This is a genomic window from Bacillus sp. FSL W8-0640 (assembly GCF_038007725.1).
Lineage (GTDB): Bacteria > Bacillota > Bacilli > Bacillales > Bacillaceae_G > Bacillus_A > Bacillus_A cereus.
The window spans coordinates 4,382,568-4,404,572 of record NZ_JBBOXT010000001.1 but is presented as its reverse complement, the minus strand read 5'-3'; the positions used below and the strand labels follow the sequence as shown (position 1 = coordinate 4,404,572).

Below are 22,005 nucleotides of genomic sequence, written 5' to 3'. Positions count from 1 at the left end.
AATATGTTCGTATCATATCGTTGGTTACAAGAGTATGTAGATATTAAAGATGTAACAGCACAAGAACTAGCAGACAAAATCACGAAAAGTGGTATTGAAGTAGAAGGCGTTGAAGTATTAAATAAAGGTGTAAAAGGTGTTGTAGTTGGTCACGTATTAGAATGTGAAAAACACCCAGAAGCTGATAAATTAAGCAAATGCTTAATCGATATCGGTGAAGAAGAGCCAGTTCAAATTATTTGTGGAGCTGCTAACATTGCAAAAGGTTTAAAAGTACCAGTTGCAAAAGTTGGTGCTGTACTTCCTGGTAACTTCAAAATTAAAAAAGCAAAACTACGTGGTGAAGCTTCTCACGGTATGGTTTGTGCTCTTCAAGAGCTTGGCATTGATGGAAAGTTAGTTTCAAAAGAATATGCAGATGGTATCTTCATCTTCCCAAGTGACGCTGAAGTTGGTGCAGATGCACTTGAAATTTTAAACTTACACGATGAAGTACTTGAGCTTGGTTTAACACCAAACCGTGCAGATTGCCTAAACATGTTAGGTGTTGCATATGAAGTAGCTGCTATTTATGGCCGCGAAGTAAAACTTCCAGCTATCGACTTACAAGAAACAGCAGAAAAAACTTCTGATTATATTTCTGTAAGTGTAGAAGCGAAAGAAGAAAACCCGTTATACATTGCAAAAATGGTTAAAAACGTAAAGATTGGTCCATCACCAATGTGGATGCAAACTCGTCTTATGGCAGCTGGCATTCGTCCAATTAGCAACGTAGTTGATATTACAAACTACATTTTAATGGAATACGGTCAACCGTTACATGCATTCGATTACGATAAATTAGGTTCAAAAGAAATCGTTGTTCGTCTTGCAAAAGAAGGCGAAAAAATTGAAACGTTAGATGATCAAGAGCGTACATTACAAAGCCACCATCTTGTAATTACAAACGGCACGAAAGCTTTAGCTGTTGCTGGTGTAATGGGCGGGGCGGATTCTGAAGTTACAAATGAGACAGTAAACGTTCTAATTGAGTCTGCATACTTTGCAGGTCAAACAGTACGTCGTACATCAAAAGACTTAGGTCTTCGTAGTGAATCAAGTGCACGTTTCGAAAAAGGAATCGATCCAACACGTACATTTGAAGCAATTCAACACGCAGCTGCTTTAATGGCGAAATATGCTGGCGGTGAAGCACTTGAAGGTGTAGTAGAAGCTGACAACTTACAAGTACAAGAGCGTACAGTATCTGTTACTGCTGAAAAAGTAAACCGTGTATTAGGTACAAATATTTCTGCGAGTGAAATGGGTACAATGTTCACAAACTTGAAATTCCCATTTACAGAAGTAGAAGGAACATTCCATGTAAATGTACCAGCACGTCGTCCTGATATTACAATTTCAGAAGACTTAGTAGAAGAAGTGGGCCGTCTATACGGTTATGACCACATTCCAGTTACATTACCTTCTGGAACGATGACTCGTGGTAAATTAACATCAGCACAAACGAAACGTCGTAAAGTACGCCGCTTCTTAGAGGGTGCTGGTTTATATGAAGCAATTACGTATTCATTAACAAGCGCTGACAAAGCGAAACAATATATGGTTGAGCCAAACGAAAAGGCGCCTGTAGGTCTTGCACTTCCAATGAGTGAAGAACGTAGCCAACTTCGTTTAAGCTTAGTACCGCAATTACTAGAAGCAGTTTCATACAATGTCGCTCGTAAAAACGACAGCGTTGCTTTATACGAAGTAGGTTCTATCTTCTTACCGACAGAAGAAGGAGAACTTCCGAAAGAAGAACAACATCTTGCAGGTGTTATGACAGGTCTTGCTCTTCACCATGCATGGCAAGGTGAGAAGAAAGTAGTAGACTTCTTCGTTGTGAAAGGTGTACTAGAAGGACTATTCGACGTGCTTGGCGTTTCAAATCAAATCACATATGCACCAGCAAAACGTGAAGGTATGCACCCAGGCCGTACAGCTGACATCGTATTAGATGGCGAAGTAATTGGTTTCATCGGTCAATTGCACCCAGAAGCAGAAAAACAATTAGATGTGAAAAATACATTCGTATTTGAATTATCTCTTGTAAAAGTATTCGGTGCAGACGCTGAGGAAACTTACTACTCAGCAATTCCACGTTTCCCATCTATGACACGTGACATGGCTGTTGTAGTAACAAAAGAAACAAAAGCTGGTGAAATGAAGCAAGTCATTGCTGAAGCTGGCGGAGAACTTCTGAAAGACGTAACACTATTCGACTTATACGAAGGTGAAAAAATGGAAGAAGGCAAGAAATCACTTGCATTCTCTATGACTTACTTCGATGCAGAACGTACATTAACAGACGAAGAAGTAACAGAAGCACATAACCGTGTACTAACAACGGTAGAAGAGAAATTCGGTGCGGAGTTACGTAAGTAATTAGAAAATTGCCGGATTCATTCCGGCAATTTTTTTATTGGATTGGTTGTCGGACACTGTCGGTAAGTCGATATATTACAAAAATCGCTCATATATTTTCCGACACCTTGCATCTTTCTCTCGAATGTAGTACATTAATTTTAGTTTAACAAAATGAAAGACGATGATAAGGAAAAGTAGTATATACTATAATCCAAAGCGAGTCAGGGACGGTGAGAGCCTGATGAGGCGGTATATGTGAAGAACACCTTGGAGTTGCTAACCGAAATTGAATTTTGTATTCAAGAGTAGACTTAGACGGGAATCCGGCCTGTTACAAACCGGGAAGTATGTATTACATACGAGTTAAAGTTGGTCTTTATGACAAATTGGGTGGTACCGCGAAGTTTAACCTTTCGTCCCTTTATGGATGAAAGGTTTTTTTGTATTTAAATATATGAGCAAAGGAGAATTTCACTATGGAAAACACATTAGTAAAAAGTCTGTATAGAGATACAGAAAAGTATGCAGATCAAACAGTACAAGTATCAGGGTGGATTCGTAACTTACGTGATTCAAAAGCATTTGGTTTCATCGAATTAAACGACGGTAGCTTCTTCAAAAGCGTTCAAATCGTTTTCGATACAGAATTAGAGAACTTCAAAGAAATTGCAAAACTTCCACTTAGCTCTTCAGTTAAAGTAGAAGGTAAAGTAATTGCAACGCCGGGAGCGAAGCAACCATTTGAAATTAAAGCAGAAAAAATTGATATCGAGGGCTTATCAGATTCTGATTACCCACTTCAAAAGAAGCGTCATACGTTTGAATACTTACGTACAATCGCTCACTTACGTCCAAGAACAAATGCATTCTCTGCAACGTTCCGCGTACGTTCTATCGCAGCATTTGCGATTCACCAATTCTTCCAAGAGCGTGGATTCGTACATGTCCACACACCAATCATCACTGGTAGTGATACAGAAGGTGCTGGCGAAATGTTCCGCGTAACAACGCAAGATTTAAATAACCTACCAAAAGGTGAAGACGGAAAAGTTGATGAGTCAAAAGACTTCTTCGGTAAAGAAACAAACTTAACAGTAAGTGGACAGCTGAACGCTGAAGCTTATGCATTAGCATTCCGTGATGTATACACATTCGGACCTACATTCCGTGCAGAAAACTCAAACACAACTCGTCACGCTGCTGAGTTCTGGATGGTTGAGCCTGAGATTGCATTCGCTGAACTAGGTGACGTAATGAACCTTACAGAAGATATGCTGAAATATGCAATGAAATACGTATTAGAGCATGCACCAGAAGAAATGGAATTCTTCAACAGCTTCGTTGATAAAACAGTTCTAGAGCGCATGAACAACGTAATCAACTCTGACTTCGGTCGCATCACATATACAGAAGCAATTAAAGTGCTTCAAGAATCAGGTGCTGACTTCAAATACCCAGTAGAATGGGGAATTGACTTACAAACAGAGCACGAAAGATACTTATCAGAAGAAATCTTCAAACGCCCTGTATTCGTAACTGACTATCCGAAAGACATTAAAGCATTCTACATGCGTTTAAATGAAGACGGTAAAACAGTAGCTGCTACGGACCTTCTAGTTCCTGGTATCGGCGAATTAATCGGCGGAAGCCAACGTGAAGAAAGAATGGACGTTTTAGTAGACAGAATTAAAGAATTAGGTATGAACGAAGAGGACTACTGGTGGTACTTAGAACTTAGAAAATACGGCGGTACAAAACACGCTGGATTCGGTCTAGGTTTCGAGCGCTTCCTAATGTACATCACTGGTATGGCTAACATCCGTGACGTAATTCCATTCCCAAGAACTCCAGGTTCTTCTGAATTCTAAAATATGAAAAAAGGCGAGAGGATTTCCTCTCGCTTTTTATTTTACATATTGTATAGTTTATTCCCTCGTAGCAAAAAGTAACGCGAAGGGGTGAATATAAATGAGTAAAAAAGTGAAAAAAGATCATTCAAGATCGGGCCTAGGTTCTCCAGAAGTTGAAGGACAAGGAACGACGACACATGAAACAGGTTCTCATAAAGTATCTTCATCAAATAAGAAGCAGAAACGAATCTAACATAACAAAGGAGAGTCTTAAGGGCTCTCCTTTGTTATGTGTTACATCTTATTATCGTTAATTTCTTTTGTAATCTTATTTATGTCTTTGTCTAATCGATCTAAATAGAAAAACCACAGTAAACTTATGAACACGTAATAGATGGCCATCACGCCAAGATTATCAGATATATTTTCGAATGTGGATTTAGTAGTGAAAAAAGCTCCCCAAATTATAGAAATAGTGAGGTAAGAAAGTGGGCCTACGAGGTGTACGAAAGCATATAATATAGTACCTTTTTAACTTTTACAGCGTTCATATGAAAAACCTCCTTTTTCTAATCATACATTCAAGTTCTTCACAGAAGTGTTGTAGTTTTGCTGGATTATGTATTAACAAGCGTGCATCGTGTTTCCCGATAAATCTTCGAATCCGAAAGTTTAATAAGAAAGATCGACCATAACGCTCTATTAAATCGTTGAACGCTGGTTGTTCACTTAGTAGCTGAATGTTTTCTCTAATTTCGAACTGTCTTTCGTGTGGATCGCCTAGTAAAATATTTAGAATCATTTGTAGAAGTAGCAATGTAGATCTCCTCCTATGTTAGAATAATCTGTATATTATAATTATAACAAAACTATAAGGACAATAGTAGGATGAAACAAAAAACAGGAGTTTGTAGGCTCCTGTTTTTGTCGATACTATTTTAATAAGCGAAGCGCCTTCTCCGTATTAGCGAAATGCAGTTTCACAAACTCGGGTAATCGTTCTTTACCAAGCTTTTGAATTAATTTAGCAGCAGCGATATCAACTTGTTTACCAGCACCTTTCGGAAGTGGCATACCAGCTTTTTTACTTAGTTCGTCAAACTGTTTTACGAATGAGTAGCGAGCTAAAATAGAAGCAGCGGCTACTGCTAAATGGACGCTTTCACCTTTCGTAGCGAAATAAACATTTTCACGCTGTACCTGTTTTTGTTTTGCTAAATATTTGTAGTATGTATCAGGTTGTGTGAATTGGTCGATTAAGACGCCTTCAGGTTTTGTAGGTGCCATTTTAGCTAATAAGTTTGTAATAGCTTTATTGTGTAGTAAAGCTTTTAGCTTACCTTGGTTGTTTCCTTTATCAAATAGCTCGTTATATTTTTCGTTATGAAGGACAAGAGAGCTATAAGGAACAACGTGTAGAAGTTGTTTCGCAATGGCAGTAATTTGATCGTCATTTAAGTTTTTAGAGTCTTTTACACCAAGTTCTTTTAGTAGTGGAATTTGCTTCGCATCCACATATACAGCAACGACTGTCATTGGTCCGAAGAAATCACCAGTACCAACTTCATCAGACCCTACAATAGACATTGTACTGATGGAAGCAGGCGGCGCATAACGGTGTGAATCGACAGATTTTTTTACAGCTGTTTTTGGTGTTTGAGAGACAGTTTGCCAACGAGAAGCTTCTGCTTCAGCGCGGCCTCCTTGGAACATTACTTTTCCAGATTTATACGCTGTAATCGTGCAAGATGGCACCTTTGCCATGAAGATTCCGCCTTGTGGAATTTTCGGGCTAAGCGAATGTTTATATTGTTGTTTCATGTCTTCAATTACTGTAGAATTTGTTTGAATTACGATAGAATTTGACATAATGGTCGCCCCTTTTTTTATATTGTTATTTTTATCATATCGGATTGTTCTTTCTGTTTCCATATTATGAAGGTTCATGGTATGATAAACTTTAGGATTCTGTACGTGATTGGAGGCCGGTGAGTTGTCACAACAAAAGGGAAAGAAAAGTCGAATTAATGTAGAAATCTATGGTCAGCAATATTCAGTTGTTGGCGATGAAAGTACAAGTCATATCCGCATGGTAGCAGCGATTGTGGATGATAAAATGCGCGAACTCAATGCCAAGAATCCTTCGCTTGACACGAGTAGACTAGCGGTATTGACGGCGGTAAACGTCATACACGATTACATAAAATTAAAAGAAGAACATGAGAAATTGAAAGAAAGTATGACAAAAAAAGGAATGGAATAACATGATTGATATTATTATCATTTTACTGCTTGTTATGGGATTTTTCCTCGGCTTACGCAGAGGGTTTATTCTGCAACTTGTAAAGTTAACAAGCTTTATTATCGCATACCTTGTTGCATACTGGTACTGTAAAGATTTAGCGCCAGCACTTGCGAAATTTATTCCGTATCCATTTGATAAAAACGTATCTGTTCCAGAATGGATTGATGCAAATAATATTGAGACAGTATTTTATCAAGCGCTTGCGTTTATCATATTGTTTATTATTACAAAAATAGCACTTTCATTACTTGGTAATTTGTTAAATATGTTTGCAGAAATACCGGTTTTAAAGCAAGTAAATGCGTTTGCGGGGGCAATCCTCGGATTTTTAGAAGTATATATTGTTTTGTTTGTCTTAATTATCATTGGAAACATTCTTCCGATTGAACAAGTACAAACACCATTACAAAAATCATCAATTAGCAAAATAATTGTAGACGATACACCGATTCTATCTGAAAAGGTGAAGGAACTATGGCAGACAGGTAGCAGAGTATAACTTCTCTTTTTTCGGAAAGAGAAGTTTTTTTCTATGAAAGAAAGGCGGGGTAATGATGAAAGTAAATAAAAAACAAGTTATCAAATTATTAGAGACAATCGGGCTTTTTATGGAACTAAAGGGTGCGAATCCATTTAAAATATCTGCATTTCGTAAAGCGGCAGCAGCATTAGAAAGTGACGATCGTAGTCTTTCTGAGATTGAAGATTTCACAAAGATTCCGGGCATCGGAAAAGGAACAGCAGCCGTTATTCAAGAATATATAGAATCGGGAACATCTGAAGTATTACAAGAACTTGAAAAAGAAGTACCGAGTAGCTTATTGCCGTTATTAAAACTACCAGGTCTTGGTGGTAAAAAGGTGGCTAAGTTATATAAAGAGCTAGGCGTTATTGATATGGAGACGTTAAAAGCTGCTTGTGAGGAAAATAAAGTACAAGCTTTAGCTGGTTTCGGTAAGAAGACAGAAGAGAAAATATTAGAAGCAATCGATCAAGTAGGCTCTCGTCCAGAGCGTTTACCAATTGCGATGGTATTGCCTATTGCCGGGGAAATAGAGGAGAAATTGTCGAATATTGCTGAAGTAATTCGTTTCTCTCGCGCTGGTAGTTTGCGCCGTGTTCGTGAAACAGTGAAAGATTTAGATTTTATCATTGCAACGACAGAACCAGCAGCGGTACGTGAGCATTTACTACAATTCGATAATATGATTGAGGTAATCGCAAGTGGGGATACGAAAGTTTCTGTTCGTCTTCAATATGAATATGATATTTCAATCGATTTCCGCTTAGTAAAACCAGAAGAGTTTATTACAACACTTCACCATTTCACAGGATCAAAAGACCATAACGTAAAAATGCGTCAAATCGCAAAAGATAAAGGCGAGAAAATTAGTGAGTACGGTGTAGAGAACTTAGAAACAGGTGAAGTGAAAACATTTGAGACTGAAGAAGACTTCTTTGCTCATTTCGGTCTACCATTTATTCCGCCAGAAGTGCGTGAAGATGGAAAAGAAATTGAATTAATTAAAGAGTATCCGAACTTAATTCAGTTTTCCGATATACAAGGTGATTTACATATGCATACAACTTGGAGTGACGGTGCTTTTTCTATTGAAGAAATGGTACAAGCGTGCCGTGCTCGTGGATATAAGTTTATGGCGATTACTGATCACTCGCAATACTTAAAAGTAGCGAATGGTTTAACGAAAGAGCGTCTTCGTGAGCAAGCGAAAGAAATTGAACGTATGAATGAAAAGTATCCAGACATTACAATTTTACGCGGAATTGAAATGGACATTTTACCAGATGCCTCGCTTGATTTTGATGATGAAGTATTAGAAGAATTAGACTATGTCATTGGAGCGATTCACTCTAGCTTCTCACAAGACCGTGAAACGATCATGAAGCGTCTGCGTACTGCACTTGAGAATAAACATGTCACAATGATTGCTCATCCGACAGGACGTCTTCTCGGGCGCCGTGAGGGTTATGATGTAGATACAGATTTATTAATTGAACTCGCAAAAGAGACAAATACAGTTTTAGAATTAAATGCGAATCCGAACCGTCTAGATTTAAGCGCGAAATTATTAAAACAAGCACAAGATGCTGGTGTAAAAGTAGCGATTAATACAGATGCTCATACACTTGAAATGTTAGAAGATATGGAAACAGGTGTAGCAGCAGCACGTAAAGGTTGGATTCAAAAAGATAACGTGATTAACACATGGGATATTGAACGTTTATTAGACTATATTAAACGTAATAAGTAACGCAAGGGGGACCTGCAACATGTTAGAAAGAACGTTGCGTGTATTAGAATACAATAAAGTAAAAGAACAATTACTTGAACATACAGCCTCTTCACTTGGCCGTGACAAAGTGAAGCATTTAGTGCCGAGCACTGATTTTGAAGAAATTGTAGAAATGCAAGATACAACGGATGAAGCAGCGAAAGTTATTCGTTTAAAAGGTAGTGCACCATTAGGTGGTATTACGGATATTCGCTCAAATGTGAAGCGTGCAAAAATTGGGAGTATGTTAAGTCCAAATGAATTACTTGATATTGCGAATACGATGTATGGTAGTCGTAATATGAAACGTTTCATTGAAGATATGGCTGATAACGGTGTCGAGCTTCCGATTTTAGAAACTCACGTCGCTCAAATTGTATCTTTATATGATTTAGAAAAGAAAATTACAAATTGTATCGGTGACGGCGGTGAAGTAGTCGATAGCGCAAGTGATAAACTGCGTGGTATTCGTACTCAAATTCGTACTGCGGAAAGCCGTATTCGTGAAAAATTAGAAAATATGACGCGCTCTTCAAATGCGCAAAAGATGCTGTCTGACTCGATTGTAACGATTCGTAACGAACGTTACGTAATCCCAGTAAAACAAGAATACCGCGGCGTATATGGTGGTATTGTTCACGATCAATCAGCTTCTGGACAAACGTTATTTATTGAACCGCAAGTCATTGTAGAATTAAATAACGCACTGCAAGAAGCTCGTGTGAAAGAGAAACAAGAAGTCGAACGCATCTTATTGATGTTAACAGAAGAAGTGGCAGTAGAAGCCGATATCGTTTTATCAAACGTAGAAGTAGTTGCGAATCTTGATTTCATTTTTGCGAAAGCTTTTTATGCAAAGCGAATTAAAGCAACGAAACCAATCGTAAATAACGAGCGTTATATGGATTTAAGACAAGCTCGCCATCCGCTAATCGATCCAGAAATTATTGTGCCAAATAACATTATGTTAGGTAAAGATTTCACGACAATTGTTATTACAGGACCGAATACAGGTGGTAAAACAGTTACGCTGAAAACAGTTGGTATTTGTGTTTTAATGGCGCAATCTGGTCTTCACATTCCAGTAATGGATGAGTCAGAGATTTGTGTGTTTAAAAATATATTTGCTGATATCGGTGATGAGCAATCGATTGAACAAAGTTTAAGTACGTTCTCCTCACATATGGTGAACATCGTTGATATTTTAGAAAAAGCTGATTTTGAAAGCTTAGTTTTATTCGATGAATTAGGTGCTGGAACAGACCCACAAGAAGGGGCTGCACTAGCAATTTCGATTTTAGATGAAGTATGTAATCGCGGTGCTCGCGTTGTTGCAACGACGCATTATCCAGAATTAAAAGCATACGGATATAACCGTGAGCAAGTTATTAATGCGAGTGTTGAGTTTGATGTAAATACATTAAGTCCAACTTATAAATTATTAATCGGTGTACCAGGCCGTAGTAATGCCTTTGAAATTTCGAAACGTCTTGGATTATCTGATCGCGTTATTGACCAAGCACGCAACCACATTAGTACAGATACGAATAAAATTGAAAATATGATTGCGAAGTTAGAAGAAAGCCAGAAGAACGCAGAGCGTGACTGGAACGAAGCAGAAGCACTTCGCAAACAATCTGAAAAACTTCATCGTGAATTACAACGTCAAATCATTGAATTTAACGAAGATCGCGATGAACGATTATTAAAAGCGCAAAAAGAAGGGGAAGAAAAAGTCGAAGCTGCAAAGAAAGAAGCAGAAGGCATTATTCAAGAACTTCGTCAATTGCGTAAAGCACAGCTTGCAAACGTGAAAGATCACGAGTTAATTGAAGCGAAGAGCCGTCTAGAAGGCGCAGCACCAGAGCTTGTTAAGAAACAAAAAGTAAACGTGAAAAACACTGCGCCGAAGCAACAGTTACGTGCAGGTGATGAAGTAAAAGTATTAACGTTCGGTCAAAAAGGTCAATTACTTGAAAAAGTAAGCGATACTGAGTGGAGCGTACAAATCGGTATTCTGAAGATGAAAGTAAAAGAATCTAACATGGAATACATTAACACACCGAAGCAAACAGAGAAAAAAGCAGTTGCAACGGTAAAAGGTAGAGACTATCACGTTTCATTAGAACTTGACCTTCGTGGTGAACGATTTGAAAATGCAATGGCGCGCGTTGAGAAATACTTAGACGATGCCCAGCTTGCAAGCTATCCTCGCGTATCAATTATTCACGGTAAGGGGACAGGAGCACTTCGCCAAGGTGTACAAGATTACTTGAAGAAGCATCGCGGTGTAAAAACCTTCCGTTACGGCGACATGGGCGAGGGAGGCCTAGGCGTAACAGTTGTCGAATTAAAATAGAAAACAACGAAACAAAGGGGAAACCATTATATGTTTATGGACAAACTTGCAAAAGTATTGTTAGCTTGTTGCGGAATATTTTTGGTGATTGGGGTTATTTATTTAGTTGTTTTTGCGAAGTGAAAAAGCGTCAATCGTGGCAGAATTATATTGCCATAGATTGACGCTTTTAATATATGTGAAAAGGAATAGAACATGAAAATCAACCAATACATAAGCGAAGCAAAATCATGCTCCAGACGTGAAACAGATCGCCTCATTAAAGCTGGACGCGTGGCTATTAATGGTGAAATATGTACGCACGGTGAACTTGTGAGCGATGGTGATGTTGTAACGATTGATGGGCAAGTTATTGTAAAAGAAGAGAAAGAAAAGGTGTACATAGCCTTTCATAAACCAGTCGGAATTACTTGTACAGCAGCTGATCATATTGAAGATAATATTATTGATTATATCAATTATCCAGAGCGAATCTTTCCAGTTGGACGATTAGATAAAGCATCGGAAGGACTTATCCTATTAACGAATGACGGCGGCATTGCGAATCGAATTTTACATGGTGATCATGAGCACGAGAAGGAATATGTTGTCACAGTCGATAAACCTTTTACGGACTGGTTTATTGATGAGATGTCCAGCGGTGTAAAGATTAAAGATGGAATGACGAAGCCGTGCAAAGTGACAAGAGTCGATCAATCAACATTTCGTATCGTTTTAACGCAAGGAATGAACAGGCAAATTCGTAGAATGAGTCGAGCTTTCGGGTTTACTGTAATAAAGCTAAAGCGAGTACGCATTATGAATATAGAGCTAAATGAGCTTGAAGTTGGAAAGTGGCGGAGCGTTACAGCTGAAGAGTTAGAAATTTTAATAGGGCAGTTATAGGGAGGGAAAATTTTCTCCCTATATTTTTTTTGTCAGAAAAAATAAAACTATTGATTTTTTAAAAAATAGCCCATATAATAAAAAACAACAAGTTTCGACAAGATATTTTATAAAAGTAATGATGAGGACATGAGTTGTATTTTACGATTCTCAGAGAGGGAAGCCTTAGGCTGTGAGCTTCCTAATACGAAAAGACAAGCTTACCACCTCTAAACTTCAAGAGTGAACTGCATACATGATGCATTGTAATTCTTGGCGGATAAAACCGTTATCAATTTACACGAGCTATAAAATGAGCTTATTTCGTTATAAATTCATTTTATTAGAATAAGGGTGGAACCACGATTTCAACACTCGTCCCTTTGTTAGGGACGGGTGTTTTTTGCGTTCTTTTACGGGGAAGTATGCTTGAAAGAGGATATGTGACGGATTTTAATTCAGAATATTTTGTTAATTTATTATTTTAGGAGGTTAGTAGAAATGAAATCATCTTTAAAGTTTTCGGAGATGTTTGCAATAAGTTTAATGTTATTTGCACTGTTTTTTGGTGCAGGTAATATGATTTTTCCACCAGCGTTAGGGCAAGGTGCTGGAACGGACGTATGGATCGCGCTGTTTGGTTTTATCGTAACAGGCGTTGGACTACCTTTATTAGGAGTAATTGTTATAGCTTTAAAGGGAGATATTAATGAGCTAGCAGGACGTGTACATCCTATATTCGCACTTGTTTTTATCACTGCAATTTATTTATGTTTAGGCGTATTCGTAAGTGTGCCGCGTACAGGAACAGTAGCTTATGAGATGAGTGTTGCACCGTTTTTACCAAGTGAGATAGCTGGTCAGTCATATCCACTTGTTATCTTTACACTTATTTTCTTTGCAGTCACTTTCTATTTAGCTTTAAATCCTTCGAAATTAGTGGGTCGTATTGGTAAGGTGCTAACTCCAATATTATTAGCTGTTATTGCAATTATCGTAGGTAAAGCACTTATTACACCAATTGGAGAATTTGGTGCACCGACAGAAGCGTATAGTGCTCCTCTCTTTAAAGGATTTATTGATGGATATTTAACTTTAGATGGACTTGCAGCACTGGTATTCGGAAATGTTGTAATTCATGCGTTAAAAGAAAAAGGAATTACAAATAAAAACAGTATTGCAAAAGTAACAATCTTTGCAGGATTTATTGCAGCGCTTGGTCTACTACTTGTGTATTTAGCACTTGCTTATCTTGGAGCTTCTAGTGTGTCACTTGGAATGGGCGCAAACGGAGGAATTATTTTAACAAATGTCGTGAATCATTTATTTGGTAGCTACGGAACTTTATTACTAGGGATCGCAATTACAGCAGCATGTTTAACAACTTCTGTAGGTATTGTTGCAGCTTGTGGTGATTACTTCTCTTCCTTATTACCAAAGCTTTCTTATCAAAAAGTCGTTTTCATTTTCTGTGTATTAGCATTTATGGTAGCAAATCTTGGGTTAACTCAGTTAAATGCATTAGCATTACCAATCTTAATCGCAATTTATCCAATTGGAATCGTACTTATCGTATTATCACTTGTTGAAAACTACGTTCGTCTTCCATTAGCGATGTATGTGGGCGGGATTGTAGGAGCATTTGCAATAAGTTTCTTTGATGGATTACACAATGCAAACCTTCAAATTGCAGCGCTAGCACCTATTTTAGATAAGATTCCATTATATAGTGTAGGAATTGGTTGGTTAGTTCCAGGCATAATCGGTATAGGATTTGGTTATATAGTTTCTAAGTTTCAAAAGCAGGAAATTGCTGTAGAAAAATAGAGAAAAGAGGCTTTCTATTATAGAAAGTCTCTTTTTTTGTAAAAAAAGCCGCATATAGAGAAATTCAGATATTAAAAATTTTATACGTAATATAGTTGACAAAAAAATTATGAGTAGGCTAAGATTGACTTAGTTGTGGAAATATTGGAAGGGAAGTGAGGGAAAAGGGGTTTCTATAACTATAGTGTTGTTATGGGAAGAGGTGAAAGAAGAGGAGAAGAGATAGTTTATTTTTTTGATTTGAATTGAGAATGATAATCAATAAATGCGTTTTATCATTTTTTCTCAGTTTCTATGCCTTCGTATAAGGAATAGGGTGAGATATTATTTTTAATATTAAATGAGAATGATAATCAATAATACTTATGTTACATAAAAGAATGCTAATTAAATAATAGGTAGAAGAGATTATTTTTTTCTTATAAATTGAGAATAATTATCATTTTCAAAAAGTGAAATGAAAGATAAGCAAGGAGGAAACAAGAAAAATGAAAAAGGTTTCTGTATTACCCGCTTTTATTATAACGTTCGTATGTATGCTAGCTTTTCTTGTAATGCCATACGGGAATGCTTCAGCAAAACTAGCTGATGGTACTTACGATATTAATTACGTAATTCAAAAAGCGGAAAATGATTCAGCTTCAATGGCAAATGACTATTTTGAAAAGCCGGCAAAATTAATAGTGAAAAACGGTGAGATGAGAGTACAAGTTCCGATGAATCATAGTGCTTGGATTACAGAATTTAAAGCACCAGAGAATGGGAATTTTGTTGATGCGAAAGCTGTTAGTAAAGATGAATCGGCAGATAAAAGAACAGTAGAGTTTAAAGTAGATGATTTATCCAAACCGGCAGCTGTAAAAATTCATGTTGTTGTACCAAATGCAAACTATGACCACCACTACACAATTCGTTTTGCTTTTGATGCAAATGTAAAAGCTGTAGGTGGCGATAACGGCGTAGCTGCTACAACAAAAAATAATGATCAAGCGAAAACAGATACACAAGTAAAAGAAGAGAAAACAAAAGTAGAGAGTAAGGAAACAGCTAAAGAAGTGAACAAAGAAACAAAAAATGAAAATGGAAAAGCTGAAAAAACAGATAACCCAAAAACAGGCGATGAAGCACGTATTGGATTGTTTGTAGCGTTAATTCTTATTTCAGGTGCTTTCTTAATTCGTAAAGTGAAGTTGAGTAAATAAATCTTTTGAAGGGTGATGAATATATGTTTAAACAATTTAAAATGATTATTGCTGTATTTGCTGTTTTATTTACGTTTATCGCAACACTAGGTTTACAAGATGCAAAGGCTGCTACAAAACTAGCTAATGGAAAATATAATATTGCTTTTACTGTATGGAAAGGCGATAAAGATGAATCGTCTAGAATGAATAGTTATTTTGAAAGCCCAGCAACATTAACAGTTAAAAATGGAAAACAATATGTTTCATTTAAAGTGAAAGATAGTGCTTCTATTAAAAGTTTCCAAGTAGAAAAAGATGGTCAATTTGTAGAAACAAACGTGTTAAGTGAAAACAAAAAAGATAATACTAGAGTAGTAGAATTTGAAGTTGCTGACTTGTCAAAAAAACTAAATGGAAAGGTGAAAATTAATATTCCAATTATTAATTATAATGCTTCATATGATATTCGCTTTGTATTTGATGGGAGCAGTATTAAATAATTTTCAAAAGGGAGAGTCGTTCCATTGAACAGGTATACAAAAATTATTGTTGCTATGTTTTTAATGATATTTACATTCGTATCAACATTACAACCACTTGCAGTTCAAGCAGCTACCAAGTTGGCTGACGGTGAATATTCAATTGGGTTCAAAGTTTTAAAAGATACATCAGATGAAGAATCGATGATGAATCAATATTCAGTAAGCCCAGGGACTTTAAAAGTGAAGGATGGGAAAAAGAAAGTATCCTTTACATTAACGAATAGTTCATGGATTACGAAGTTTGAAACAGAAAAAGCAGGTAAGCTAGTTGCGACAAATATAATTAGTGAAGATAAAGAAAAAGATACAAGAGTAGTAGAATTTGATGTAGAAGATGTAGAGAAGGTATTAAATGCAAAAGTAAAAGTAGATATTGATTTTTTAAATTATCATCATGAGTACGACGTTCGTATTGCATTTGATCAAAATAGTATTACACCAATTCATGTGGAACAACCAAATGAAAAAGAGGACCCAGCTAATAAGCCAGATCCAAATGAAAAACCGGATCCAAGTCAGAAGCCCGACCAAAAGCCTGACCCAGATCAACAACCAAATTCTAACACAATTACAGATGGTGCGTACAGCATTCCATTTAAAGTGTTAAAAAATCAAACAGATGAAGAATCTAAGATGAATACTTACATGGTAAATCCAGGAGTATTAAAAGTAGAAAACGGTAAGAAAAAAGCAATTGTAACATTAAAAAGTAGCTCATTAATTAAAAATTTCCAAACGGAAAAAGATGGCGCATTTGTTGATGCAAAAGTAGTGAGTGAGGATAAGGAAAAAGATACAAGAGTAGTAGAGTTTGAAGTAAACGATTTATCTAAAAAACTAAATACAAAAGTATTTATCGAAATGGCATCAAGAAATTATAAGCAAACGCATGATGTACAACTTTTATTTGAACAAGATAAACTTGAACAAATTAAAAATGAAGAGAAACAACCAGAAGTAGAAAAACCGGAAGCAGAAAAACCGGAAGCAGAAAAACCAGAAGTAGAAAAACCGGAAGTAGAAAAACCGGAAGTAGAAAAACCGGAAGTAGAAAAACCAGAAGTAGAAAAACCAGATGAAAATAAAAAACCAGATGCTGAAACAATTAAAGATGGTGAATACAGCATCAATTTCAAAGCATTAAAAGATCAAACAGACGAAATTTCAATGATGAACACATATACAAAAAGTCCAGGTGTGCTAAAAGTAAAAGATGGTAAGAAGTATGTATCATTTACGTTAACGAACAGTTCTTGGATTACAAAATTTGAATTTGAGAAAAATGGTTCGTTTGTTGATGCACATGTAATAAGTGAAGATAAAAAAGCTGATACACGCGTAGTGGAAGTAGAAGTACCAGATTTATCAAAAAAGTTAAATGCAAAAGTAAAAGTAGATATCGATTCAATGAATTATCACCATTTTTACGATATTCAATTTGCATTTGATAAAGGTAGCATTAAGCCGTTAGATAGCCAAGGCGGAAACAACAACCAAGGCGGAAACAACAACCAAGGCGGAAACAACAACCAAGGCGGAAACGACAACCAAGGCGGAAACGACAACCAAGGCGGAAACGACAACCAAGGTGAAAACGACAACCAAGGTGGAAACAACAACCAAGATGAAAATAATAAACCGAGAGTAATAGTTGATCCGGAAAATTTAGTAGATGGCCAATATGATATTACATTTAAAGTATTAAAAGATAAAACAGATGAGATTTCAAAGATGAATGACTATGTTGTAAATCCAGCGAAATTAATCGTAAAAGATGGTAAAAAATATATTGAGATGACGCTGAAAAATAGTGCGTGGATTACGAAATTCCAAGCGGAAAACAATGAACTATTCACTGATGCGAAAGTAGTAAGCGAAGATAAAAATGCAAATACGCGAGTAGTACAGTTTGAAGTAGAAGATCTATTTAAAAAATTAAACGCAAAAGTAAAGGTAGACATCGATGAGATGAACTACCATCATTTCTACGATGTACAAATTCAATTTGATACAAATAATATCGGCGCGTTAGGAACTATTAAAGAGGAACCGAAAAATGAACCGAAAAATCCAGTGACTACACCGAAAGTAGATAATGTAAAAACAGTAGGTACTCCTGATTTTAACCGAAATGCAGATGGTCAGAAGAAAAAAGAAGATACAAAAAATGATTCAAAAAAAGAGAAAAACTCAAAAACTGCAGATACAGCACAACTTGGTTTATACATGGTGTTACTGCTAGGTTCACTTGCTTTACTAGTTCGTAAATATAGAGCAGGTAGATTGTAATTTTTGGAGTCTTGATGCATGTTCGCGTGCATCAAGACTTGTTTCATATTGTATGGAAAGGAGTGGTGATTGAGAGTGAAGAAAATTGCAAGTGTACTAATGGCTATCATTTTGTTAATGGGTATAGCCGGGTGCTCATCACCAAAAAAAGAATCAGCAAAGCAGGTAAAGAGTGAAAGTAAAGAGCACGTTGTTGCAACAACAGTGGCTGTTACTGAAATTATGGATGCGTTAGAAGTAGATTTAGTCGGCGTTCCAACAAGTTCTAAAACTTTACCGAAGCGATATAAAGGTTTACCTGAAGTTGGGAATCCAATGAGTCCAGATATGGAAAAGGTAAAGTCATTAAAGCCTTCAGAAGTGTTATCTGTGACAACACTTGAATATGAATTAAAGCCAGTTTTTGATGGTGTGGGTATGAAAGCAAACTTTTTAGATTTAACGAGTTTGAAAAATATGCAAAGTTCTATTAGCGATTTAGGTAAGAAATATGGGCGTGAAAAACAGGCCGAAGCAGTAGTAACTAAATTAGATAAAAAGGTTGCTAGCATTCAAAAAGAAGTAAAAGGAAAGAAAGAACCGACAGTGCTTATTTTATTAGGTGTGCCGGGAAGTTATTTAGTAGCAACAGAGCATTCTTATATTGGAGATTTAGTGAAACAACTAGGTGGTAAAAATATTGTGCAAGGTGAACAAGTAGAATATTTAGCTTCTAATACAGAGTATTTAAAGAAAGCTGATCCAGATATTATTTTACGAGCAGCTCATGGTATGCCTGATGAAGTTGTAAAAATGTTTGATAAAGAATTTAAAACAAATGATATTTGGAAACACTTTGCTGCGGTTAAAAATAACCGTGTTTACGATTTAGAAGAGCGTTTATTTGGAACGACAGGTAATTTAGCAGCAATTGAAGCATTAGATGAATTGAAAAAAATGATGTATCCGTGATGCATTTTAATATAAAGGAAGAGTAGAATGAATAAAAAAACTTGGAGTTTCCTCATTGTTACTGCATTGCTTATTGTTATGACATCATTGTCAGCGATGAAAGGTAGTTTAGAAGTAGGTATTGTTGAACTTGTACAAGGGATATTTACAGGTGGAAATGAAGATGTTGAAGTCATTAAAGATTTACGTTTTCCGCGTATTATTATTGCGTTGTTCACTGGAGCGGCTCTCGCTGTTTCAGGTGTGCTTTTTCAAGCTGTTATGAAAAATCCACTCGCTGATGCTGGGGTAATCGGTATATCTTCAGGAGCAAGTTTTATGACACTCGTTATTATTACGTTGTTCCCGCAATTCTTTTTCTGGACACCCGTATTCGCCTTTTTAGGTGGTGCGCTTGCATGTTATCTCGTTTATTCGTTTTCATGGAAAGCAGGATTAAGCCCGCTTCGCATTATTTTAATTGGTATTGCCATTAATGCAATGTTTACTGGATTAAATGAATCATTCGTTACGATTTGTGGATATTTTATTAAGAGTATTAAGCAAACGACGACTTCTAACATAACAATGAAGACGTGGGGCGATGTAGAAATAATGGTGACTTATGGAACGATTGGTCTTATTCTTGCTCTGTTCGTAGGAGCTTGGTGTAACTTATTATCGCTACAAGATAAGACTGCGAAAAACTTAGGCTTGCACGTGACGAGAGTTCGTCTTATTATTTCTGCCATTGCAGTACTCTTAGCGGCAGTATCAACAGCGATTGCAGGTGTTATTGCTTTTGTAGGATTACTAGTTCCGCATATTTCAAGACAATTAGTCGGTTCAGACCATAAAGTATTAATTCCATTTTCTGCTCTTGCAGGGGCGTTATTAATTTTGACGGCAGATACGATTGGAAGGTTAATTGTGCCACCTAACGAAATTCCAGCAGCAACAATTATGGCGGTTATTGGTGGTCCATTCTTAATATTCTTGCTTGGAAAGAGTGATAAAGTTCATGGAAATTAAAAATGTAACCTTTTCATACGATAACGTAACAAATCGATTAAAGTCTGTTAGTAGTGAAATAGAAATTGGGAAAATTACAACAATCATTGGACCGAATGGATGTGGGAAATCAACATTACTTAGTGTCATGTCTAGAAACCACGCTCCTAGCAGTGGAGAAGTAATACTTGATGGGAAAGCGATTAGTGAATATAAACCGAAAGAGTTTGCTAGAAAACTAGCGGTTGTCCATCAACAAAATGAGGCTCCAGCAGATATTACAGTGGAAAAGCTAATAAGCTTCGGGCGTATGCCATATAAAAATATATTCTCTCCGCAAACAGATGAAGATAGAGAAGCGATTGAGCGTGCGCTAGTATGTACGAATTTACAAAGTAAGCGTGATAAGCCAATTTATGCTTTATCTGGTGGAGAGAGGCAGCGAGTTTGGATCGCAATGACATTAGCTCAAAATACACCAATGCTCTTCTTAGATGAGCCGACCACATATTTAGATATTTACTATCAGCTAGAAATATTAGAGTTAGTGAAAGAGTTAAATGAAGTGCATGGACTAACGATTGTAATGGTATTACATGATATTAATCAAGCCATTCGTTATAGCCACCATATTATCGTTATGAAAGATGGAGAAATCATTACGAAAGGTAATCCTAATGATGTAATAACAGAAGAAATGGTTAAAGCAATATATGGTGTAGATGTCATTGTAAAGCAGGATGAAGATACCGGATTGTACATGGTACCTATGGGAATCTAAAGGATGAGCATAATCCGTTTTGAGGTGATAATTTGAATAGTAAGAAAGGACGGAAAAAGAATTCTTTTTTTCAACGCATACTTACAATTGTGTTTTTAGGAATCTTTTTCTATTCAATGTATGAGTTGGGCGGGATTTTCATGGATTATTATGAAAATCGTAAAGTAATGGCTGAGGCACAACATATTTATAAAAGAAGTCCAATGGAAGAAAAATCAGAAGATGGAGAGGTACGTAAACAGTTTCAGGATCTCCAGAAAATTAATCCAGAGATAGTCGGATGGATTACGATGGATGATACACAAATTAATTATCCAATCGTTCAAGCAAAAGATAATGATTACTATTTATTTCGTAATTATAAAGGTGAAGATATGAGAGCGGGAAGCATTTTTATGGACCATCGTAATGATGTGAAATCTCAAAATCGAAATACGATTTTATATGGCCATCGTATGAAAGACGGTTCTATGTTTGGTAGTTTAAAAAAGATGTTGGATGAAGACTTTTTTATGTCTCATCGTAAATTATATTACGATACATTATTTGAAGGATACGACGTGGAAGTTTTTTCAGTATACACGACAACAACGGACTTTTATTACATTGAAACGGATTTTGAAAATGATGCAGCATATACATCGTTCTTAAAGGAAATTCAAGAAAAATCACTGTACAAAACGGATACGGAATTGACGGCTAATGATGAAATCGTAACACTTTCTACTTGTGACTATGCGCTTGATCCAGAGGCTGGAAGGCTAGTTGTACACGCAAAATTAGTAAAAAGAAATTAAAGAAAAAAGAAATTAAAGAAAAAAGAAATTAAAGAAAAAAGTATAGAATATGAGAAGTGATAGATAACGCTTCTCATATTCTATACTTTAAAAAAGGACTGTTTTTACTGTGCTGCAGCCATTGGCATACGTCCAACTTTTACATCATAGTAAGCAATTTTATTATCAAGAATATATTCTGGCATTCCGCCTTGATGTGAGTGAGCATCTTTAAATGCAGCGCTCTTTGTCCAACCTTGGAAATCTTCTTTTGCATTCCAGCGAGTGCTAATTGTTACTTCATCATAATCAACTGTATTTTGCGTTAAAAGAACTTCTAGACCTAAAAAGCCTGGCATCGTTTCAACTTTACCTACTTTATTAAAACGCTCAATTAATTTATGTCCATTTCCCTTTGTAATTTTAGCTGTATTTGTAACGATAATCATGTTTATTCCTCCTATAAATGTAGCTATATTTTCAAGAACTCATATATACCAAATGATAATGAAAATCATTATCATTGTCAATGATAAATGTGAAATATAAAAGTTTTTTATATTATATTGGACAGTAAGATTTCCAGT

At 36.3% G+C, this 22,005-nt stretch carries 19 protein-coding genes, 1 pseudogene and 2 other annotated features; of the genes and pseudogenes, 16 read left to right on the top strand and 4 right to left on the bottom strand.

Features of this window, described 5'->3' with window-relative positions:
- Positions 1-3 precede the first annotated feature (3 nt).
- The 3 genes from pheT to N2V80_RS22740 all read left to right on the top strand — a co-directional run bounded on the left by pheT (position 4) and on the right by N2V80_RS22740 (position 4,509).
- Positions 4-2,424 carry a phenylalanine--tRNA ligase subunit beta gene (gene pheT / locus N2V80_RS22750; RefSeq protein WP_000498191.1) on the top strand — a complete coding sequence of 807 codons (2,421 nt, stop codon included), beginning with the start codon at positions 4-6 and terminating at the stop codon, positions 2,422-2,424.
- Positions 2,425-2,578: 154 nt separating this feature from the next.
- Positions 2,579-2,830 (top strand) — a binding site (T-box leader).
- Between the two features lie 52 nt (positions 2,831-2,882).
- Complete coding sequence (gene asnS / locus N2V80_RS22745) at positions 2,883-4,274, top strand: asparagine--tRNA ligase (RefSeq protein ID WP_000432177.1); 1,392 nt, start codon at positions 2,883-2,885, stop codon at positions 4,272-4,274.
- Between the two features lie 100 nt (positions 4,275-4,374).
- On the top strand, positions 4,375-4,509 hold the full coding sequence (locus N2V80_RS22740; RefSeq protein ID WP_061654517.1) for a YuzL family protein: 135 nt from the start codon (positions 4,375-4,377) through the stop codon (positions 4,507-4,509).
- A 41-nt stretch (positions 4,510-4,550) separates the two neighbouring features.
- Here the strand turns inward: N2V80_RS22740 and N2V80_RS22735 are convergent.
- The 3 genes and pseudogenes from N2V80_RS22735 to rnhC form a co-directional block, all read right to left on the bottom strand.
- Positions 4,551-4,807 (bottom strand): annotated as a pseudogene (locus N2V80_RS22735) (hypothetical protein).
- On the bottom strand, positions 4,804-5,073 hold the full coding sequence (locus N2V80_RS22730) for a hypothetical protein (protein ID WP_000925537.1): 270 nt from the start codon (positions 5,071-5,073) through the stop codon (positions 4,804-4,806). Before N2V80_RS22730 ends, N2V80_RS22735 begins: the two are co-directional and overlap by 4 nt.
- A 116-nt stretch (positions 5,074-5,189) precedes the next feature.
- The gene (gene rnhC / locus N2V80_RS22725) at positions 5,190-6,125 is read right to left on the bottom strand and encodes a ribonuclease HIII (RefSeq protein ID WP_000071574.1); all 936 of its coding nucleotides are present in this window, start codon (positions 6,123-6,125) and stop codon (positions 5,190-5,192) included.
- A 124-nt stretch (positions 6,126-6,249) separates the two neighbouring features.
- Here rnhC and zapA point away from each other — a divergent pair, with 124 nt between their 5' ends.
- From zapA to srtB, 13 genes are all read left to right on the top strand, one after another.
- Entirely contained in the window at positions 6,250-6,519 is a 270-nt protein-coding gene (gene zapA, locus N2V80_RS22720) for a cell division protein ZapA (RefSeq protein ID WP_000082701.1), read from the top strand.
- A 1-nt stretch (position 6,520) separates the two neighbouring features.
- Entirely contained in the window at positions 6,521-7,060 is a 540-nt protein-coding gene (locus N2V80_RS22715) for a CvpA family protein (protein ID WP_000565412.1), read from the top strand.
- A gap of 55 nt (positions 7,061-7,115) precedes the next feature.
- Positions 7,116-8,834, top strand: a complete 1,719-nt coding sequence (gene polX / locus N2V80_RS22710; RefSeq protein ID WP_000867517.1) for a DNA polymerase/3'-5' exonuclease PolX — start codon at positions 7,116-7,118, stop codon at positions 8,832-8,834.
- Positions 8,835-8,853: 19 nt separating this feature from the next.
- A complete protein-coding gene (locus N2V80_RS22705; RefSeq protein WP_000893716.1) occupies positions 8,854-11,214 on the top strand; it encodes an endonuclease MutS2 in 2,361 nt (786 codons plus the stop codon).
- 195 nt (positions 11,215-11,409) lie between these two features.
- Positions 11,410-12,099 carry a 23S rRNA pseudouridine(2604) synthase RluF gene (locus N2V80_RS22700; RefSeq protein ID WP_000700746.1) on the top strand — a complete coding sequence of 230 codons (690 nt, stop codon included), beginning with the start codon at positions 11,410-11,412 and terminating at the stop codon, positions 12,097-12,099.
- 109 nt (positions 12,100-12,208) lie between these two features.
- Positions 12,209-12,464: a binding site (T-box leader), on the top strand.
- Between the two features lie 115 nt (positions 12,465-12,579).
- A complete protein-coding gene (gene brnQ6, locus N2V80_RS22695; protein ID WP_000842650.1) occupies positions 12,580-13,905 on the top strand; it encodes a branched-chain amino acid transport system II carrier protein BrnQ6 in 1,326 nt (441 codons plus the stop codon).
- Between the two features lie 488 nt (positions 13,906-14,393).
- Positions 14,394-15,107 carry a heme uptake protein IsdC gene (gene isdC / locus N2V80_RS22690; RefSeq protein WP_000757942.1) on the top strand — a complete coding sequence of 238 codons (714 nt, stop codon included), beginning with the start codon at positions 14,394-14,396 and terminating at the stop codon, positions 15,105-15,107.
- Positions 15,108-15,130: 23 nt separating this feature from the next.
- A complete protein-coding gene (locus tag N2V80_RS22685) occupies positions 15,131-15,589 on the top strand; it encodes an NEAT domain-containing protein (RefSeq protein WP_061654516.1) in 459 nt (152 codons plus the stop codon).
- 24 nt (positions 15,590-15,613) lie between these two features.
- Positions 15,614-17,920: an NEAT domain-containing protein gene (locus tag N2V80_RS22680; protein ID WP_061654515.1), complete on the top strand. Its 2,307-nt coding sequence runs from the start codon at positions 15,614-15,616 to the stop codon at positions 17,918-17,920.
- A 69-nt stretch (positions 17,921-17,989) separates the two neighbouring features.
- Positions 17,990-18,871, top strand: a complete 882-nt coding sequence (gene isdE / locus N2V80_RS22675) for a heme ABC transporter substrate-binding protein IsdE (RefSeq protein ID WP_002101379.1) — start codon at positions 17,990-17,992, stop codon at positions 18,869-18,871.
- A 27-nt stretch (positions 18,872-18,898) separates the two neighbouring features.
- Entirely contained in the window at positions 18,899-19,882 is a 984-nt protein-coding gene (locus tag N2V80_RS22670) for a FecCD family ABC transporter permease (RefSeq protein ID WP_061654514.1), read from the top strand.
- Positions 19,872-20,642 (top strand): ABC transporter ATP-binding protein, encoded by a 771-nt coding sequence (locus N2V80_RS22665; protein WP_061654513.1) that lies wholly within the window; start codon positions 19,872-19,874, stop codon positions 20,640-20,642. Before N2V80_RS22670 ends, N2V80_RS22665 begins: the two co-directional genes overlap by 11 nt.
- Before the next feature lie 32 nt (positions 20,643-20,674).
- Complete coding sequence (gene srtB, locus N2V80_RS22660) at positions 20,675-21,439, top strand: class B sortase (protein ID WP_001086122.1); 765 nt, start codon at positions 20,675-20,677, stop codon at positions 21,437-21,439.
- 104 nt (positions 21,440-21,543) lie between these two features.
- On the opposite strand, the gene isdG is transcribed toward srtB, so the two are convergent.
- Entirely contained in the window at positions 21,544-21,867 is a 324-nt protein-coding gene (gene isdG / locus N2V80_RS22655; protein WP_061654512.1) for a heme oxygenase, read from the bottom strand.
- Positions 21,868-22,005: the final 138 nt, after the last annotated feature.

Bases quoted from the DNA above. Each gene is read 5' to 3' on its own strand.
- pheT (WP_000498191.1), top strand. From the start codon at position 4: ATGTTCGTATCATATCGTTGGTTACAAGAGTATGTAGATATTAAAGAT.
- asnS (WP_000432177.1), top strand. From the start codon at position 2,883: ATGGAAAACACATTAGTAAAAAGTCTGTATAGAGATACAGAAAAGTAT.
- N2V80_RS22740 (WP_061654517.1), top strand. From the start codon at position 4,375: ATGAGTAAAAAAGTGAAAAAAGATCATTCAAGATCGGGCCTAGGTTCT.
- rnhC (WP_000071574.1), bottom strand. From the start codon at position 6,125: ATGTCAAATTCTATCGTAATTCAAACAAATTCTACAGTAATTGAAGAC.
- N2V80_RS22715 (WP_000565412.1), top strand. From the start codon at position 6,521: ATGATTGATATTATTATCATTTTACTGCTTGTTATGGGATTTTTCCTC.
- polX (WP_000867517.1), top strand. From the start codon at position 7,116: ATGAAAGTAAATAAAAAACAAGTTATCAAATTATTAGAGACAATCGGG.
- N2V80_RS22705 (WP_000893716.1), top strand. From the start codon at position 8,854: ATGTTAGAAAGAACGTTGCGTGTATTAGAATACAATAAAGTAAAAGAA.
- N2V80_RS22700 (WP_000700746.1), top strand. From the start codon at position 11,410: ATGAAAATCAACCAATACATAAGCGAAGCAAAATCATGCTCCAGACGT.
- brnQ6 (WP_000842650.1), top strand. From the start codon at position 12,580: ATGAAATCATCTTTAAAGTTTTCGGAGATGTTTGCAATAAGTTTAATG.
- isdC (WP_000757942.1), top strand. From the start codon at position 14,394: ATGAAAAAGGTTTCTGTATTACCCGCTTTTATTATAACGTTCGTATGT.
- N2V80_RS22685 (WP_061654516.1), top strand. From the start codon at position 15,131: ATGTTTAAACAATTTAAAATGATTATTGCTGTATTTGCTGTTTTATTT.
- N2V80_RS22670 (WP_061654514.1), top strand. From the start codon at position 18,899: ATGAATAAAAAAACTTGGAGTTTCCTCATTGTTACTGCATTGCTTATT.
- N2V80_RS22665 (WP_061654513.1), top strand. From the start codon at position 19,872: ATGGAAATTAAAAATGTAACCTTTTCATACGATAACGTAACAAATCGA.
- isdG (WP_061654512.1), bottom strand. From the start codon at position 21,867: ATGATTATCGTTACAAATACAGCTAAAATTACAAAGGGAAATGGACAT.